General features: G+C 71.8%; 13 protein-coding genes. 6 read left to right on the top strand and 7 right to left on the bottom strand.

Annotated elements, in window-relative coordinates; genetic code table 11:
• The first annotated feature begins 928 nt into the window (after positions 1–928).
• Positions 929–2158, top strand: coding sequence for a TerD family protein (locus tag ACH5AF_RS32700; RefSeq protein ID WP_398906976.1), 1230 nt, complete (start codon positions 929–931; stop codon positions 2156–2158).
• A 45-nt stretch (positions 2159–2203) separates the two neighbouring features.
• On the opposite strand, the gene ACH5AF_RS32695 is transcribed toward ACH5AF_RS32700, so the two are convergent.
• Together ACH5AF_RS32695 and ACH5AF_RS32690 are read right to left on the bottom strand one after the other, a co-directional pair.
• Positions 2204–3859 (bottom strand): TROVE domain-containing protein, encoded by a 1656-nt coding sequence (locus tag ACH5AF_RS32695; RefSeq protein WP_398906975.1) that lies wholly within the window; start codon positions 3857–3859, stop codon positions 2204–2206.
• A gap of 251 nt (positions 3860–4110) precedes the next feature.
• A complete protein-coding gene (locus ACH5AF_RS32690) occupies positions 4111–5196 on the bottom strand; it encodes a DUF2855 family protein (protein WP_398906823.1) in 1086 nt (361 codons plus the stop codon).
• A gap of 55 nt (positions 5197–5251) precedes the next feature.
• Here ACH5AF_RS32690 and ACH5AF_RS32685 point away from each other — a divergent pair, with 55 nt between their 5' ends.
• A complete protein-coding gene (locus tag ACH5AF_RS32685; RefSeq protein ID WP_398906821.1) occupies positions 5252–5899 on the top strand; it encodes a TetR/AcrR family transcriptional regulator in 648 nt (215 codons plus the stop codon).
• A gap of 832 nt (positions 5900–6731) precedes the next feature.
• Here the strand turns inward: ACH5AF_RS32685 and ACH5AF_RS32680 are convergent.
• On the bottom strand, positions 6732–8192 hold the full coding sequence (locus ACH5AF_RS32680) for a hypothetical protein (protein WP_398906820.1): 1461 nt from the start codon (positions 8190–8192) through the stop codon (positions 6732–6734).
• A gap of 332 nt (positions 8193–8524) precedes the next feature.
• On the opposite strand from ACH5AF_RS32680, the gene ACH5AF_RS32675 reads away from it, so the two are divergent.
• Together ACH5AF_RS32675 and dapA are read left to right on the top strand one after the other, a co-directional pair.
• Positions 8525–10363 (top strand): endonuclease/exonuclease/phosphatase family protein, encoded by a 1839-nt coding sequence (locus tag ACH5AF_RS32675; protein WP_398906818.1) that lies wholly within the window; start codon positions 8525–8527, stop codon positions 10361–10363.
• 188 nt (positions 10364–10551) lie between these two features.
• Entirely contained in the window at positions 10552–11460 is a 909-nt protein-coding gene (dapA, locus tag ACH5AF_RS32670; protein ID WP_398906816.1) for a 4-hydroxy-tetrahydrodipicolinate synthase, read from the top strand.
• Here dapA and ACH5AF_RS32665 read toward each other — a convergent pair.
• Positions 11445–11648, bottom strand: a complete 204-nt coding sequence (locus tag ACH5AF_RS32665; protein ID WP_398906815.1) for a hypothetical protein — start codon at positions 11646–11648, stop codon at positions 11445–11447. The genes dapA and ACH5AF_RS32665 overlap by 16 nt on opposite strands.
• Positions 11649–11768: 120 nt before the next feature.
• Positions 11769–12770, bottom strand: coding sequence for a 2,3,4,5-tetrahydropyridine-2,6-dicarboxylate N-succinyltransferase (gene dapD, locus ACH5AF_RS32660; RefSeq protein WP_398906813.1), 1002 nt, complete (start codon positions 12768–12770; stop codon positions 11769–11771).
• 363 nt (positions 12771–13133) lie between these two features.
• On the opposite strand from dapD, the gene ACH5AF_RS32655 reads away from it, so the two are divergent.
• Entirely contained in the window at positions 13134–14153 is a 1020-nt protein-coding gene (locus ACH5AF_RS32655) for a glycerophosphoryl diester phosphodiesterase membrane domain-containing protein (RefSeq protein ID WP_398906812.1), read from the top strand.
• A gap of 96 nt (positions 14154–14249) precedes the next feature.
• Here the strand turns inward: ACH5AF_RS32655 and ACH5AF_RS32650 are convergent, their stop codons facing one another.
• On the bottom strand, positions 14250–15209 hold the full coding sequence (locus ACH5AF_RS32650) for an esterase/lipase family protein (protein WP_398906810.1): 960 nt from the start codon (positions 15207–15209) through the stop codon (positions 14250–14252).
• 268 nt (positions 15210–15477) lie between these two features.
• On the opposite strand from ACH5AF_RS32650, the gene ACH5AF_RS32645 reads away from it, so the two are divergent.
• A complete protein-coding gene (locus ACH5AF_RS32645) occupies positions 15478–16770 on the top strand; it encodes a PucR family transcriptional regulator (protein ID WP_398906809.1) in 1293 nt (430 codons plus the stop codon).
• A 242-nt stretch (positions 16771–17012) separates the two neighbouring features.
• Here ACH5AF_RS32645 and ACH5AF_RS32640 read toward each other — a convergent pair whose 3' ends face one another.
• A complete protein-coding gene (locus ACH5AF_RS32640; RefSeq protein ID WP_398906807.1) occupies positions 17013–18062 on the bottom strand; it encodes a transcriptional regulator in 1050 nt (349 codons plus the stop codon).
• Positions 18063–18109: the final 47 nt, after the last annotated feature.

The raw sequence follows: 18109 nt of genomic DNA, 5'->3' as shown, positions 1-18109 counted from the left end.
CGGTCCCACGCCACCGGTGTTCATGAGGAAGTCCTGAGAAAACGGCCCCGCGGAACGACGTGCGGCGTCCCGCTCGTCCTTCCACGGGATGAACAGAACGATCGGCCGGGGGCCCTCGGCCGGAGCACGTCAGCTGATGCCCAGCAGTTGCTCGACGGGGTCGATGGCGAAGTACACGACGAACAGGGTCGCCGTCACGCCCAGGCAGAAGACGAGCACCGGCCAGCCGGAGAGGTGTTCACCCGCTTCGGCGACCCCTCCGTGGCGGTGCTGGACATGGTCTCGTTCGCCGTGGCGGCGGGAGTCCTCGCGCCGCTGCGGCTGCCACGAGGCCGGGGCCAGGGCCGGTCACGCCGTGGGCCGGGCCGCGGTCACGCCGTGGGCCCACGGCTGGCCGGGCGCGCCGGGGAGCCCCGGGCGGTCCGGCGGGTCAGGGAGAGCGACGTCAGTGCGGCGCGGACCCCGGCCAGATCCGCGTCCGACGCCAGTCCCGCGTGGTGGAGGCGCAGTTCCGTCGCACCGGCGGTCGCCGCCAGGGTGGGGTCCGCCGCCAGAGTGACCGGGGATCCACCCGTCCCGGCGACGACGGTCGGATTCGCGGCAGAGCGTCGCCCGGCGCATGGCGCGGGAACGGCTCCAGCAGGCCGGCCCTGCCGTCCGCCCCCACGACGACCGGAGTGATCGTCGTGGGCGTCGAACCGTCCAGGCCCCGACCGCAACACCCCCGGGCGTGAGGAACCCCGCCCCCGTATTCCCGGACTACGCACCGTTGCGCGCCGCCCGGACACGAGCGAACGCGGGCAAGCAGAACGCCCGAAAGCCGTTCGGGCCGTTCGACTGAGCACGGGTCCTGGTCAAGAGGACTCACTCCCGCTCAGCCCATAGGAACGGTAAAGCGCCTTCGCTCGTTACCTCTGGCATGACAGCTATGACCCCCGGCTCGAACATCCCCCTGGCCGTCGCCCGTGTGGCGGTGGACGTCGCCGCCCCGGTGCGGCTCGACGTATCGGGCCTGCTGCTCACCGCCGACGGCAAGGTGCGCTCCGACGACGACTTCATCTTCTACAACCAGCCGCAGGGCCCCGGCGTCACCTACCGCTCCGGCGGCGGCACCGCTCCGGACGCGATCGTCGTGGACACCGCGTCCGTCCCCGCCGGCATCGAGAAGATCGTGGTGACGGCGAGCCCGGACGCGACAGGGCAGACCTTCCAGGGCATCGAACCGACCGCGACCATCCGCAATGCCGACGACGGCAGCGCGATCGCCACCTTCACTCCGCCGCGGCTGGGCGCCGAGACCGCGCTGGTGGTCGTCGAGATCTATCTCCGGGGCGGCGTCTGGAAGGCCCGTGCGGTCGGCCAGGGCTATGCGAACGGGCTGGCGGGCATCGCCACCGACTTCGGCGTCTCGGTCGACGAGGAGCCTGCGGCCGCACCCGCACCTGTCGCCGCGCCGCAGGCCCCCGCCCCCGCGGCTCCGCCGGCACCTGCCCCCGCCCCCGCGGCCGCCGACCCGCGGATCGCCGCCGCCGTGCCGCCCCCGCCGGTGGCTCCGCCGGCCCCCGTCGCAGCCCCGGCCGGGAAGATCAACCTGGACAAGGGCCGCGTCAGCCTGCAGAAGAACCAGACCGTCTCCCTGGTCAAGGGCGGCCGTCCGCTGCTCTCGCAGGTGAAGATGGGCCTCGGCTGGGAGCCCGCGTTCCGCGGCAAGGACATCGACCTCGACGCCTCGGTCATCGCCTACGGCCCCAGCCGCAATCACCTGGACAGCTGCTACTTCGGCAAGCTCTCCATCCTCGGCGGCGCGATCAAGCACTCCGGTGACAACCTGACCGGCGAGGGCGCGGGCGACGACGAGGTCATCGTCGTCGACCTCGGCCGGCTGCCCGCCGACGCGACGGGCCTGGTCTTCACGGTGAACTCCTTCTCCGGGCAGAAGTTCACCGAAGTCGCCAAGGCTTACTGCCGCCTGTTGGACGCCGCCACCGGCGAGGAGCTGGTCCGCTTCGACCTCACCGGCGCCGAGCCGCAGACCGGCGTGATGATGGCCAAGCTGATCAAGCAGTTCTCCGGCGAGTGGGAGATGACCGCGATGGGCGACTTCGTCAAGTCCCGTACGGTGCGCGGCATGGTCAAGCCCGCGGCGCAGGCCCTGTGACACCCCGGCCACCGGGGACACCCCCACGGCGTCCCCGGTGGCCGCTCACATCCAGGGCCAGTCGGCCGACAGGCCCTGCTCGACGAGCGGCACCATCCGGAAGGCGGCATCGGTCAGCCCGCCGAACGTGTGCCGGTTGGCGGCGCCCGAGGGGCCATGACCGGCCCGATAGCCCGCCAGATTCCAGGTGTAGACGGGCACACGACCCGGGACCTGTTCCGTGGGATCGCCGTAGTGGTGGTACATGGCCTGCTCGTCGGTGACGATCAGCACCCGGTCGTGGTCGCGGTAGTGAGCCCGCACGGCGCGGGTGGTGTCGGTGCCGCCGAGCTCGCGGAAGCGCGCGAGGACCTTCAGCACCGACTCCCCCCTGGTGTACGCGACCCGGCTGTGGTCCGTACCGAACTGCACCAGGTCCGCGTCGTCGGCCCGCATCGCCACCGCAGTGCCGAAGATCGCGGCGGCGTCGGCCCGGTTCAGCTGCGAGCGGTTCGACAGCGGTGACCACATCGAGCCGGAACGGTCCACCAGGATCAGCGTCCGTCCCGGCAGGACGGGCACCTTCGCCAGTGAGTGCCCGAGCGCCACCTCCAGCGGGCAGGCCCAGCGCGGCGACGGCGCGTGCTGGTACGCCGCGAGGTAGCGGATGGGGAACTGCCGTGCCGCGGCGACCACATCCGGATCCGAGATCCGCGCCGCCACCCGCGCCGCGACCTCGTCCGAGACGCCTGCCTCGTCGAAGTTCCGGAGATTGCGGACCAGGGCCATCGGCCCCATGGACGGTATGACGGCCTCCCACGCCGCGGCGTCCATCGGCCCCTGGAGCCAGCCGGCCAGCGACTCCCACGTCATCCCGGCAGCAGCCAGCCGCTCGGCACCGCCGGGCGCGGTGACCACGGCCCGCCGCTCCCCCACGGGCAGCTCCATCAGCTCCCGGTGCGCCGTGAGCACCGGCAGCGAAGCGGGCGGCTCGGCACGGTCCGGGCGGTGCCGGCGGTCGAGCGCGTAACGGAACAGATCGCCCTGCCACGGCTTGGCCGGGTCCGGCGAGGCGTGGACGAGGTTCAGCACGTCGCCGAAGCGGTGGCCCTTGCTCGCGGTGTCGTACTTGAGCAGCGATCTCGCGCCGTACAGCCTGCGCACCGCGTCGGCGGTGCCTCGCTTGACCGGCTTGGGCACCGCACGGCCCCACCGCGACATCCAGTACCCCAGCAACTCGCCGGGTTCGTCCGCACGTTGCAGCACGGAATCCACCACTTGGCGGTTGTGTCCGCCCTTGGTGTGGCCCGCCGCGAGCCGCGCGTGCACGAACTCGGCGGCACCCACGACTGAGGCGGTCCTCATATGGGCCCGGTTGCGCAGCCAGCCGAGCATTGCGGTGGTCCACTGCGGGTCCTCGACGGCGAGCCCGCGCACCAGCGCCACGAACCGGTTGTCGCGGTCGCCCGCCTCCTCGTAGAAGGTCTGCTGCCCCACGAAATTCGCCAGTGCGAGAAGGAAGAGCTCGGAGTGCGGGTCGCGCTCGAACCCGGCACCACTCTCGTAGGTGCGCACCACGGGCCGGGCAACGAGGGGGCGGGTGGAGCGGGTGGCCGAATGCGGTGCGGGTTCTTCGTCCAGATAGAGGACCCGGCCGCCGGCACCGACGTAGGAGTACGGTGCAGCCTCTTCGCGGGCCGCGGCGCTGTTGAAGCGAGTGATACGAAATCCCCCCGAATTCCGGACAAGCACATCGGACGCCGGTGAACGGGCGCCTGGCGAACTGTGCCTCCCGAGATCGCAGGTGGCAGCGGTGCTTTTTTTGTCAGAGGAAGTATCCGCGGCCGACGCACCGGGAAGCACAGTTCGTGGGGAGACTCTAGGAAACGGGCCGCCGGGCACGCCACTTGTTTTCCGGCGCCTTTCCGCGCCCGGAGCGGGAGACCGGTGACGATGCGGCAGGCGCTGTCAGGTCAGAGAGCGAGCACGTGGCCGGTGCGCGGCGCGGTCCGTCCCGACTGGACCTGGTGCCAGACCTGCTCCAGGGCCTGGGGGCCGCTGCTGTGCACGACGTCCACCCACCCCTCGACCACGGGAGCGAACCGCTGCCATGCGTCGGCGAAGCGACGGTCCAGCCCCTCGCGCCCCCAGTCGCCGATGCGCTTGCGCATCTGGTCGGGTGCGAAGAACATGCCCGGTCCCGTTTCGGCAAGCGTGCCGGCGGACCCTGCCTGCTGGCTGGTGACCCCGACGACCACGTCGTGCACCAGGGCGTCGCCGAGGTGAGTGTGCAGCGCGGCGGTCAGGGACTCGTCGCCGGCGAAGTCGGCGTACAGGGTGGGCGTGGTCGAGGAGAGCTGGGCGACGTCCTCATACGCCAGCACCCGGTCGTAGCAGCCGAGGCTCTCGGTGAAGGCGAGATTGCGCCGGGATGTCAGGCCCACCACATCGCACCCCTGCCCCTGGAGCAGGAAGGCGGCACCGTAGGCGGTCTTGCTCGACGCGGACGACAGGACAGCGGTGCGGCCACCGAGCCAGGCGTTGTCGACGATCCAGTCGGCCAGCATGTAGGAGGTCCAGAACAGCGGGCGGTAGAGGATCTGGAGGTCCTCGCGGTCCGCCTCGTAGGCGAGGTCGCCCGTGGTGAGGGCGTAGGCGCTGTAGGGCGGGGGCAGCGTCTTGCGGTGGGGGCTGGCGTCCCGGAAGCCGCGCTCGTCCACCCGCCCGGGTCGTACCAGCAGGTGGCTGCCGGACGGCAGATAGCCGTAGTGGCGGCTTCCGGGCTCGACGCCCTCGACCCGGGATGCGACGACCTCGGCGAAGCCCCAGAGCGGGACGATGCCCCAGCCTTCCGGGGCCGGGAAGAACTCCCAGTAACGGAAGGAGTCGCCGAGCGCGGCGTAGGTGACGTTGTTGGCGGTGAGGCCGATCCGGTCGACGCGCAGCAGTACCTCGCCGTCCCGGACCTCCGGGATCGGCGCCTCGACCAGCTTGGTGGTCGACAGGTCATCGCGGGCGACGAGCAGGTTCCAGCCTGTGCGAGCGGCAGTGGTGTCCATGGGCGGAACGTACTTGAATCCGCATTCGGATTCAATACCGGCTAGGATGTGACCCATGCCGCCCTCTGACCTCGCCTCTTCCGAGCCCGCGCCCTCCGAGCCCCCTGTCCCCCGGCGCACCCGGCGCGGGATCCGCACCAAAGACGCCCTGGTCGCCGCAGCCCGGCGGATCTTCGAACGGGACGGCTACCTGGACGCCCGGATCGTCGACATCGCGGCGGAGGCCGGCGTCGCGACCGGCAGCTTCTACACGCACTTCGCGTCCAAGGACGACGTCTTCACCGCGGTCCTGGCGGATCTGCAGGACGAGATGCTCCACGCGGGAGTCAGCGACAGCCCCCGCAAGGACGTGGGCCGGGGGGTGGAGGACGCCAACCGGGCCTACCTGGAGGCCTACAGCCGCAACGCCGCGCTGATGGCAGCGATGGAGCAGGCCGCCGCCGTGGACCGGCGCTTCCTCGAACTGCGGCTGCAGCGATCGCAGGCGTTCATCGACCGCAGCGCCGCAGCCATCACCCGCCTCCAGAAGGCAGGCGTCGCCGATCCGGCACTCGACCCGGCCGTCACCGCCCGCGCCCTCAGCGCCATGATGAGCCGCATGGCGTACGTGACCTTCGCCGCCGACCAGCCCGTGCCCTTCGAGACACTGGTCCAGACCCTCACCAGGGTCTGGATGAACGCACTGCGCATTCCCCAGGATTGAGCCCCGACCCGCCGGACCGAGAACCCCCAGTCGCCGCTTTGGCTGGCGACGAGCACGATCGCCCACACGACCCCGCACCCCAGGCGCCGCTATCCGGCAGGGCCACGGCCCCGCACCCGTCAGCGCGCCCAGGCACGGGGCCTGAGACGCGCCGCACCTCCACCGCAGTGGGCCTGTGAACACAAGTCCCTGGGCAGGAAGCCCGGGACGCACCGCACCTCCGCCGCAGGAGCCCGGGGGCGCCGCACCGAGGGCCGCCCGAGTACCCATGCACGCCGGCGCGGCCAACAGCCCCCTCGGCAAGAACCGGCGGGACCCGGCCCTCTGGGGCAACGGACCCCGACGCACCCGTCAGCGCGCTCCCGCAGGGGGCCTGGGAACGCCGCCCGACCCAAGCGAGGTCCACGCCCCGGCACCAGGATCGCCCCAGAGGCACCACCCCCTGCAGGGGCAATCCCCCGACCGTCAGCGCGCCTCCGAAGAGGCCCGGCAACGCGCCGCATCCGCCACCAGCGCCTGGGACCCCGCACGTGCCTGGAAACGCCGGCTCCCCCCGCCGGGCCCGCCGCGATGCGCCTCAGCACCCGCAGGGGCCCCGAAACGCCGCGCACCCAGCAGGGCACGCCAACGCGCCTCAGGCCGCACAGCGACCCGGGCGCCGCACACCCGCAGGGGGCCCGAAACGCCGTGCAACCCGGCACGGGTGCCAGGAAGGCGGCGCACCTCCGGCAGGAGCCCGGGAACGCGGCGCATCCAGCAGGGAATCGCCGGGTCGCGTCGCACCACCGCAGGCCCCCTGGCACCGCGCCCCCGCGTCACGGAGCCGCGAGCGTCAGCGAGCAGAGCGGGACTTGAAGGCAGCCTTGCGCGCCTCCTTCGCCAGCCCCCTGTCGCTGTGCAGCCTGCCCATCGCCTCCAGCACATCCGCCGTCCGCGGATGGTCCACCCGCCACGCCGCATCGAAGAACCCGCTGTGCCGGCCGACCAGACCCTCCACCAGGTCCCGCAGTTCCTCGGCCTCCCCGTCCGCGTCGAGCTGCGCGGCGATGGTGTCGATCGCGAGCCAGAAGATCATCGACTCCGGCGGCGGCGGTACGTCCGACGCGCCCCGCTCGGCCAGCCACACCCGTGCCAGACCGCCGAGTTCGGCGTCGTCGAGTACCGCACGGACCTCCGGCTCGGCGTGCGGGCCGACCAGGGTGAGGGCCTGCTGGCAGTGGAGGCGGCGCAGCGGCGCCCCACGGTCGGCGCCACGCGCCGCGGCGAGCAGTTCACGGGCGGCGGCGGCCGGGGCGCGGCGGGCGAGCCACTGCTCGGTCTCGGCCTGCGCGGCGGTCTCGGGGAAGTGGGTGAGCCGGTCGAGCAGCACATCCGCGCCCTTGCCCGCAAGATCACCGACGGCGGGTGCGTCGATGCCGGCCTCCAGCATCCGGGACCGGATGCCGTACAGACCGAGCGGAGTGAGCCTGACCATCCCGTACCGGGAGACGTCCTCGTCCTCGGCCGGGGTCTCGGTTTCCGCGCCCTCGGCCTCCTCCGCCATCAACGCCTCGTCCACCGGCTGGTATTCGACGAGCCCGATCGGCTCCAGCAGCCGGAACTGGTCGTCCAGGCGCATCATCGCCTCGGAGACCTGTTCCAGAACGTCGTCCGTCGGTTCGCCCATGTCGTCGGGCACGATCACCGATGCGGCGAGTACGGGCAGTGGGACCGGCTGGTCGCCGCCGTCGGAGACGGTCAGCAGGTACAGATTGCCGAGCACGCCGTCCAGGAAGTCGGCCTCCGCGTCCGGGTCCCAGCCCAGCGCATCGAAGTCGATCCCGCCGTCCTCGCCGATGACGTCGGCGATGTCGTCGAGGACGGGGGCGGTCGCGTCCGCGAGGACGACGTCCAGGGCGTCCAGCCACAGCCCGAGCACGTCCTGGGGCGAACCTCCGGTGACCAGCGTCAGGTTGGTGCCCGCGACGGCGCCACCGCCTGCGTCGTCGTGCGCGTCGTCGTCCCCGTCTTCGAGGGCGTCGACCTCGACGAGACCGGTGTCGACGGCGACCCGCCATGCCTCGCTCGCGTACGCGGGCCCGTCCGCGTCGTCGGGGGCGAGGCCCAGCACCTCGGCGGCCTCCGGCAGCTGCTCGTCGACGAGTTCGCCGCCGACACCGACCCGCGTCCCCGGCCCCGCCCAGCGGGCGAGCCTGACGGCCCGGGCGAGCAACGGGGCGCCGAGGGCGGCCCGAGCCAGCTCCGCGTCCGAGTGCAGCCGGACCGGCGGGAGTGTGGGGCGGTCTTCGGGCATGTGGTGGTTCTCCTCCGCGGCGTACGGGATCCTGGGCAGGCTCACGGGCCCCCGGACGTAAGGGCCCCGGACGCTGGGGGACCCGGGCGGTGCCAGCGTAGACGCATTCGAGGTGGTTTCGGGGCCCACCGGGAAGAGGCCAGCTCCAAGGGTGCCTGTGCGGGACCACCCGGGCAGGCTCCGGCCGCCGCGTTCATCCACGCGTCCGCCGCCGTACATCCGGGGGCTCTTGACAACTGCACTGTCCAGACAAGAGATTGACGCGCGTAGAACAGTGCAGCACCCCGCCGGCACCGCCGGCACCCCTCATCCCTCACATCCGGAGTACCTCGATGCCTTCCTCCGTCGTACCGAGAACGCCCGCCGTCGCCGCCCTCGTCGCCGCCGCGCTGGCCACTGGTCTGCTCGCCGGCTCCACCGGCGCCACCGCCGCCGAGACCGCCCAGGTACGGATCCACGACATCCAGGGCACCACCCGGACGTCCCCGCTGGTGGGACGGCAGGTCACCGATGTGCCGGGCATCGTCACGGGCGTTCGGACGTACGGCTCACGGGGCTTTTGGTTCCAGGACCCGCAGGCCGACGACGACGCCGCTACGAGCGAGGGCGTCTTCGTCTACACCGGCTCGGTCCCGACCGTCGCCGTCGGGGACCAGGTGCTGGTCTCCGGCACGGTCGGCGAGTACGTCCCGGGCGGCACATCCTCCGGCAACCAGTCACTGACCCAGATAGCCAAGCCGGCCGTCACCGTCGTCTCGCAGGGCAACGAACTGCCCGCAGCCGTCACGGTCTCGGCCGCGTCCGTGCCCGCCGAGTACGCTCCGGACGGCGATCCGTCGGCCGGCAACAGCATCAACGGCCGCGCCCTGCGGCCGCGCACCTACGCCCTGGACTACTACGAGTCGCTGGAAGGCAGCAACGTCCGCATCGGCACGTCCCGCGTGGTCGGCGCCACCGACCCGTACGCGGAGCTGTGGGTGACGGTCAAGCCGTGGGAGAACGACAACCGCCGCGGCGGCACCGTCTACGGCTCGTACTCCTCGCAGAACACCGGGCGCCTGCAGATCCAGTCGCTGACGCCGCGCGCCGAGAAGCCGTTCCCCGACGCGAACGTCGGTGACATGCTCGCCGGCACCACCGAAGGCCCCCTGGACTTCAACCAGTTCGGCGGCTACACCCTGACCGCCCGCACCCTGGGCACGGTGGTGGACCGCGGACTCGCGCGCGAGCGCACGCGCCCGCAGCGGGGTGGCGAGCTGGCGGTGGCCACGTACAACGTGGAGAACCTGGACCCGTCGGACCCGCAGGAGAAGTTCGACGCGCTGGCGAAGGCGGTCGTCGACAACCTCTCCTCGCCCGACATCCTCGCCCTGGAGGAGATCCAGGACGACAACGGCGCGAAGAACGACGGCACGGTCGCGGCCGGCCAGACGCTGAAGAAGTTCACGGACGCGATCCTCGCGGCCGGCGGCCCGGCCTACGCATGGCGGTCCGTGGACCCGCAGAACAACAAGGACGGCGGCGAGCCCGGCGGCAACATCCGGCAGGTCTTCCTGTTCAACCCGGAGCGGGTCTCCTTCACCGACCGCGCGGGCGGCGACGCCACGACGGCGACCGGCGCCGTGCGCGAGCACGGCCGGGCAGCCCTGACGCTGTCGCCCGGCCGGATCGACCCGGCGAACTCCGCCTGGGAGAACAGCCGGAAGCCGCTGGCGGGTCAGTTCACATTCCGCGGCCGTACGGTCTTCGTGATCGCCAACCACTTCGGCTCCAAGGGCGGCGACGAGGGACTGACCTCCCACCACCAGCCGCCGAACCGTATCTCCGAGGCCAAGCGTCTGCTCCAGGCGCAGTCGGTCAACGCCTTCGTCAAGGACATCCTCAAGGCCGACCGCAAGGCCGACGTCGTGGTCCTCGGCGACATCAACGACTTCGAGTTCTCGGCGACGACGAAGGCGCTCACGGACGGCGGCGCGCTGTACCCCGCGGTCAGGTCCCTGCCGCGCTCGGAGCGCTACTCGTACGTCTACCAGGGCAACAGCCAGGTCCTGGACCAGATTCTGACGAGCCCGTCGATCGACGACTTCTCCTACGACAGCGTGCACATCAACGCGGAGTTCGCGGAGCAGAACAGCGACCACGACCCCCAGGTGCTGCGCTTCCGCCCGTAGGGCGAGCTGCGTGCCGGTGCGCCCGCCGCCTCCCGCGGCCGGCGCACCGTGCGCCACCACCGCGACACCGCCGCGGACTGCCGCGCAGCGCCGTGACCAGGCCATCCGGGCATCTCTCAGCGCTGCTTCACAGTCGTCGGAAGCAGATTTAACTGGAGCTCCACCGCCCCTTTGGCCACACTGCGGACATGTCCTCCTCACGCCCTTTCGGCCGCGCCCTGTGCGCCATGGTCACGCCCTTCACCGACGACGGCTCCCTCGACCTCGACGGTGCGCAGCAGCTCGCCACGCGGCTCGTCCACGACGGCTGCGACGGACTGGTGCTCTCCGGAACCACCGGCGAGTCCCCGACGACGTCCGACGCCGAGAAGGCGGCGCTGGTGCGGGCGGTTGTCGAGGCGGTCGGTGACCGGGCCGCGATCGTCGCGGGCGTCGGCACCGCGGACACCCGTCACACCGTCGAGCTGGCGCGCGAGGCCGAGCGGGCGGGCGCCGACGGAGTGCTCGTGATCCCCCCGTACTACAGCCGCCCGCCCCAGGCGGCGATCGAGGCACACCTGCGCCGGGTCGCCGATGCCGTCGGCGTGCCGCTGATGCTGTACGACATCCCCGGCCGCACGGGCGTCCGCATCGAGCCCGACACGATGCTGCGGCTGGCGGAGCACCCCCGTGTCGTGGCCGTGAAGGACTGTGCGTACGACCTGCTGGGCAGCACCAAGGTCATCGCGCTCGGCGGGCTCGCGTACTACTCGGGCTGCGAGGAGACGAACCTGCCGCTGTACGCGGTGGGCGGGGCCGGTTTCGTGTCGACCGTCGCCAATGTCGCCGCGCCCCGTATGCGGGCGGTCCTCGACGCGTACGACGCGGGGGACAACGCCCGGGCCGCTCGGCTCAACCAACTCACACTGCCGCTGGCGGAGTTGATGATGGCTTCGGGGCTGCCGGGCACGGTCACCGCCAAGGCGCTGCTGGGCGCGCTCGGGCGGCCCGGGGGCCCGGTCCGGGAACCGCTGCAGCCCGCCGGCCGCGAGACGGCCGACGGGCTGCTGGAGGCGTACGAGCGCTTGGAGCGCGCCGCGGATCAGCCGTTGGTGTAGGTGCTGCCGAGAACGGCGGCGTGCTCGAGAACGTCCTCCAGCGGATCGTCGATCTGACCGATCGAGACCACGGTCACGTGGTCTCCGTTGTGCGAGCCGGTGTGCGTCTCGTCGGCGTGTGCGACACCGTGCGGTGACATCGCCGCAAGCAGTGCGCACGCGCCGAGAGCGGTCGGCCTGGTCTTCATGTGGTTCCTCGCCTGTGCGGTTCGGCACGGGGTCGTATGACCCTGCGTCGACCTGCTTATCGACCCGCACGCAGCGAAGGTTGCGCGGGGTCACACGATGGGAGCGAGGAAAAGCGACGATCAGTTGTGGCTGTGGAGCACCTCGTTGAGGCCGCCCCAGACCGCGTTGTTCGGGCGGGCCTCGACGGCGCCGGTGACCGAGTTGCGGCGGAAGAGGATGTTCGACGCGCCGGACAGCTCGCGGGCCTTGACGATCTGCCCGTCGGGCATGGTGACGCGCGTACCGGCGGTGACGTACAGACCGGCCTCGACGACGCACTCGTCGCCGAGCGCGATGCCGACTCCGGCCTCCGCGCCGATGAGGCAGCGCTCGCCGATGGAGATGATGACGTTGCCGCCGCCGGACAGGGTGCCCATGGTGGAGGCGCCGCCGCCGATGTCGGAGCCGTCGCCGATGATGACGCCCGCGGAGATGCGCCCCTCGACCATCGAGGTGCCGAGCGTGCCCGCGTTGAAGTTGACGAAGCCCTCGTGCATGACCGTGGTGCCCTCGGCGAGGTGCGCACCGAGCCGGACGCGGTCGGCGTCGGCGATCCGCACGCCCTTGGGGGCGACGTAGTCGGTCATCCGCGGGAACTTGTCGACGGAGGTCACCTGCAGGTGCAGGCCCTCGGCGCGGGCATTGAGGCGCACGGCCTCCAGCTGGTCGACCGCGACGGGGCCGAGGCTGGTCCAGGCGACGTTGGAGAGCACGCCGAAGAGGCCGTCCAGGTTCTGCCCGTGCGGCTTGACCAGGCGGTGGGAGAGCAGGTGGAGGCGCAGGTAGGCGTCGTGGGCGTCCAGCGGCTTGTCGTCGAGGGAGGCGATGACGGTGCGGACGGCGACGACCTCGACCCCACGGCGGGCGTCCGGGCCGATGGCCTTCGCGGCGCCGTCGCCGAGGAGCTCCACGGCGCGCTCGGCGGTCAGCCGCTGGGTGCCGGCGGGGCCGGGCTCGGCAGTGAGCTCGGGGACGGGGTACCAGGTGTCGAGGACGACGCCCTCGGCGGTGACGGTGGCGAGGCCGGCGGCCACGGCACCGATGGTGCGCTGAGCAGTGGTGCTGTGGGACGAGTCAGTCATGACAGGAAACCTAACCGGCCGGGGCCCACGGGGGCGAACCGATCTCAGGTGCCGGGCGGCGGTGTCGCGCGGAAGGGCGCGAGGAGCAGGGGATCACAGCAGGGGATCACATGCGGCGCGGTCCGCGTCGCGCGCGTCCACGCGCAGAAGGCGGGGACAGGGGGAGGCGGGGGCGGAGTGGGCCGCGGCTCCGGGCCCGGCTACCTTGTTCGTCCGGACGGGCGGCCGCAGCGCCCCGTCCGGTCATCATCCGACGTGGGGGGTCCAATGGCTTACGGAAACACGCCTGGTCCGGGGGGAAACCCGCCGCCGTATCCGGGTCCGCCCGCGTGGGGCGCCTGGGCGCCGCCGCCCAAGCCCGGAGTGATACCGCTCGGGCCGCTCGGCCTCGGCGAGATCCTCGGCGGGGCGTTCGCGACGATCGGCCGGCACTGGAAGCAACTGCTGGGCTTCGCGTTCGCAGTGTACGGCATGGCCGTCGTGCTGTTCGGCGCGGCGCTCGCCCTCGCCTATGTGGCGGTGAAGACGGAGCTGCACCGCCTGCTCGAGCGGCCCGACGAGAGCGCGCCGGGCAGCGACGAGGTCATGCCGCTGGTGCTGACGTTCGGCGCCGTGTACCTCTTCGGGCTCTTCGCCCTTCTGGTGGCCAACGCCGCCGTGTACGCCGGCTGCCCTGCGGTCCTCCAGGACGCGGTGCTGGGCCGCCCGTCGAGCTTCGGCGCCATCTGGCGCCGGGTGTGGCCCCGGCTGTGGGCCGTGCTCGGCACCGTACTGATCACCGCCCTGATCGCCGCGGTCCCCCTGGTCCTGATGACCCTTGCCTTCGTCGGGATGGTCGTGGCGTTGATCGCGCTGGCCGCCGACGGCTCCGGCGGTTGGGGCTGGTTGGGGCTGATCGGCATCCTCGGGGCACTGGCCACCGGGCCGGTGGCGGTCTGGCTGTGGGTGCGGTTCATCTTCGCGCCCGCCGTCGCGGTCCTCGAGGGGCAGGGCACCATCAGCGCGATGGCGCGCTCGGCGCAGCTGGTGCGGGGCGCCTGGTGGCGGGTGTTCGGCATCTCGCTGCTGGCCGCCGTGATGGCCGCCGCGGTGAGCTACCTCATCCAGCTGGTGTTCCAGTTGCTGAGCCTCGTCCCCACCGGGCCCGCGTCCCTGTCGGACGAGGCGGCCGACGGCGGTGCGGCCGTCACGATCGTCGTCACGACGATGGCGTTCGGACTGCTGACCATCCTGGTGGGTCAGATCCTCACCTCGGCGTTCCCGCAGCTGGTCATCAGCCTGCTCTATGTCGACCAGCGCATCCGTAAGGAGAACCTCGCCCCGGCGCTCGCCGAGGCCGCCGGGCTGCCCCCGCAGCGGGCACCGGACGCGTACGGGCTCTGAAGACGTACGGGCACTGAAGGCGTACCGGACCTGAAAACGTACGGGACCCCGCCGACCCGGAAGCCGGGCGGGCGGGCTCCCGCGGAGCGTGCACGGTCACAGCGGCATGCCGTACCCCGTGCAGGTGGGCCGGAAGTCGTCGGGGCCGTCGGCCAGGGCGTTCATGGTGATCTGGAGCGTCGGGTCGTCGTTGAACAGCCCCATGTGGCCGGCCCTGTCGTCGGGGCACATGTCCTGCAGGACGATGTTGTTCACGTCCTTGCCGGTCAGGGCCTGGGAGGCGTACGGGGTGACGACCTTCTCCTGTCTGGTCATGATGACCGTGTACTCGGGTCCGTCCGGCACGCTGTCGCCTTCGGCCCACATCTCCTCGGTGTAGTCGCTGGTGCGGAGCTGCTCGACGACTCCGGGGAACCGGCCCACCCTCGACGGCCCGGTGACGAAGCCCATGAGCTTCAGCGAGTCGCCGAGCCGGGCGATGCCGTTCAGGTCGGTGCCGTGGGAGCTGGGAGCCCAGCCGACGTAGTGGTCGACCTTCTCGGCGCCGCCCATCTTCTTCATCCACCACATCGGCACGCTTCCGCCGAGCGAGTGGCCGACGATGTCCACCTTCTCGGCGCCGGTCGCCCACTGGACCTCGGTCACGAAGGCGTCCAGTTGTGCGGCCGAGTCGCGGTTGGAGCCGAGACCGCCGACGCGGCCGAAGGACGCGGGTGTGAAGCCGTAGTTCATGGCGAAGACGCAGTAGCCGTTGTTCTTGAGGCGGGGAGCGGCCTTCACGAAGTTGGCTCCGATGTTGAAGAAGGTGCCCGGCAGCATGACCACCGGGTTGGGGTGTTCGGCACTCGGCCGGCACGACCAGTCGTTGGCTCCCGGCACGGCAGCCGGGGAGACCGCGTAGTTCCACAGCGCCTGGGCGACGCCGCCTTCGCGCAGCGGCTCCCGCTCGGCGGCCTGCGCCGGGGCCGCGGCGCAGGTGAGGGCGACGACGGCGGCGACCACGGCCGCGGCCGGTCCGGTCCGCCATCGACGGGCGGACCGATCGATCCCTGACATCGGGTGCTCCTGGGGGTTGATCAGCCCGTCCGGGGGCTGATGGAGGCGGAGGCAAACGGGCATGTGCATACCCGCAAGCAGCCTGACCGCGGTTCGGTCCTTCGGGCCCCGGGCCGGGTCCAAACATTCGGCGGCAGGATTGTGAGCCGTCACAAAACCCTCCCGGGGTACGGGCCCTCGGCCGCGCGTCGGCATTGACACCCCGCGTGTCCTGCGGCGACCTTGGTTACTGGTAAGTAAGATCAGCAGCTTCGATGAGGTCGCCACCGTGGACAGTGAGGGATACGTACCGCTCTCCTTCGGAGGGGTTCCGGTGCATCAGCGGCTCGCCGGGTCGGTGGACGAGCTGGCCGCCCGCGTCCTCGCCCGGCTCGTCGACCATGTGCCGGTGTACGGCACGCTGCCGGTCGAGCAGCTGCGCAGCGAGATCCAGCGGGTCATCGGCCAGGGCATACGCGCGTTCGTCTCCGTCCTGCGCACCGGTTCGCTCCCGAACGAGGCGCAGTTGCAGGTCGTGCGGCAGTCGGCCGCCAAGCGGGCCGAGGAGGGCGTTCCCGTCGAGGCGGTGATCAGCGCCTACCACGTGGGGGCGCAGGAGTGCTTCGAGCAGATGTCGGCGTATGCGACGCCGGACGACCTGCCGGAGGTGAAGGCCGTGAACGTGCTGGTCCTGCGATTCCTGGAGCGGATGACGGCAAGTGTGGTGTCGGGTTACTTCGCGGAGCGGCAGGCGGCCGCGGGCGAGGAGCAGTCGGCCCGGCAGGCGATGCTCACCGCGCTCGTCGACGGGGAGGACGTCCGGGCGACGGCGGACCGCTGGGGCATCGCCCTCCCGGCCTGCTATCTGGTCCTCGGGCTGGCCATCGGCCCTCACCCGGACGAGCGGGCCCCGGGAGTCAGCCCCGTGTTCGCCAGGACGCGGAAGCTGCGGCGGCTGCGGGTGGAGCTGGAACGTCACGCCGAGGGCCCGGTGCTCTCCGCCCTGTCCGGCGACGGCGGGCTCGCCCTGATCCCGTACGGCACGGAGGCCCGGCTGCTCGCCGACCGGGACTGGGACCGGCTGTCCAGCGTGGTGTCCCACATGAGCCGGGTGGCCGGGGTCGACATCATGGCCGGCGCGGCGGCGGCCGCCCCCGAGGGCGTGTCCGCGGCCGTCCGGCAGGCGGAGGAGGTACGGCGGGTGGCGGTCTCGGCGGGCCGGGATCCGGGCGTCTACCGGCTCGGGGACGTCCTGCTGGAGTACCAGTTGATGCAGCCCGGCCCCGCCCGCGACGCCCTGGCCGAACTGATGAGGCCACTGACCGGCCGGCCCGAACTGCTGGGCACACTGCGGACGTTCCTGGACAGCGGGCTCAGCCGCCAGCTCACCGCCGAACGGCTGCGCGTGCACCCGAACACGGTGGACTACCGGCTGCGTCGTGCGGCGGAGGCGACCGGCCTCGACGCCACGTCAGGTGCGGACGTGATGCGGGTGCGGGCGGCGCTGAGCGCCCATGACGCGCTCGGCGCCCGGCCCGGAGCGGCGGCCGGCGCCGAGGGCGGCGGCCCCGACGCCGGGTGACGCGACCCGGCGTCGTGGCGTCAGTCGAGCAGGGTCTTCTTGGGCCGCAGCACACAGAACTCGTTGCCTTCGGGATCTTCTGTAACGCGCAGGATGATCCAGAGCGGCCGTATCGCAAGACGTCGAAAGCGACAGTTTCACCCGGACCGACAGGCCCCGCCTCCGCCCCTTCGTGGGCCAGGGGGCTGTTCGCATGTCCGGGGCCGGTCACGGACAGCTCGGCGGGCCAGAGCGCAGAGTGATTACGCGGTGGCCGGGACGCTCACGGCCTGGGCCCGCTCGTACAGGGCCTGGGCCGCCCGGTTCCGTACGTGGGGGCGGATGAGGGCCTTCATGGCGGCCACCCGTTGATCCGCCCGGCCAGACTGGACCAGCGGGTAATCATCCAGCACGCGGTCCCAGGTGACGCACGCGGCCTCCAGGTGGCCAAGCTCCAGTTGGCGTTCCGCCATCATCGCGTCATAGCGAACGCGGGTCCGGCGGTACACGTCGTGGCGGAGACGGGACGACTCCTCCATGTTCTTCACGGACCCGGCCAGGTCCCCTAGGCCGTACTGGACCTGGGCAACGTGGTAAGCCAGGGATGAGGGGTCATAGCTTCCGAACGTCTTTGCCCGGGACTCCGCCTTATCCATGGCCACTTCCGCCTCCCGGATGTACTGGAGTGCGGTGGCACGGTGGCCGCTCGCGGCGTGGGCGTGGGCCTGTTGCCCGGCCAGGAACGCGCGCATACGGGGCCCGGCGTTCGGGGAGGCTGCGGCGGCAGCGTCGGCCAGGCGGAGGGCGTGGGCGTTGTGGCCCAGGTCCACGGCCTGGAGGCTCATCCCGCGCAATGTGGTGCAGTAGGTCAGGTGGTCGTCGGCGGCCCCGGCCAGTTCCAGGGCTTTGACGTAGTACCGCTGTGCCAGGCCGTGCAGCCCTTCATCCACGGCCATGTACCCAGTCAGGTCCAGGAGGTCGGAAGCGGCGGAGAGCATGGCCTGACGTACGTCGTCGGAAGCATCAGCTCGGAGGTGGGGGGCGACCGTGTTGACCAGGAATGCGGCGGCCATGGGCCTGGCGTGGCGGCCGCCGAACATGTCGTCCAGCTCTGACACCTTGTCCGTCATGGCCACCACCGCGTCCACTTCCGCGTACCCGATACGGCGAGAGCGGCCGGCCTGGACGGCCTCCATGCGGCCCACCACGTTCGGCCAGTCCGGAATGGTGAGCGCGACGGAGAAGAGAGCAGCGCCCAGAACGCCACGGCGGGATGGGTCCAGTTGAGTCGGCCCGGGGCGCGGTTCAGGCATTGCTGCCTGCCCGTTTCCCCGGACCGCTCTCCGAACCCGGCGTACCC

Source organism: Streptomyces sp. NPDC018833 (genome assembly GCF_044390825.1).
GTDB lineage: Bacteria > Actinomycetota > Actinomycetes > Streptomycetales > Streptomycetaceae > Streptomyces.
Note: the sequence above shows the minus strand (reverse complement) of the source record. Positions and strands in the feature narration are given on the sequence as shown.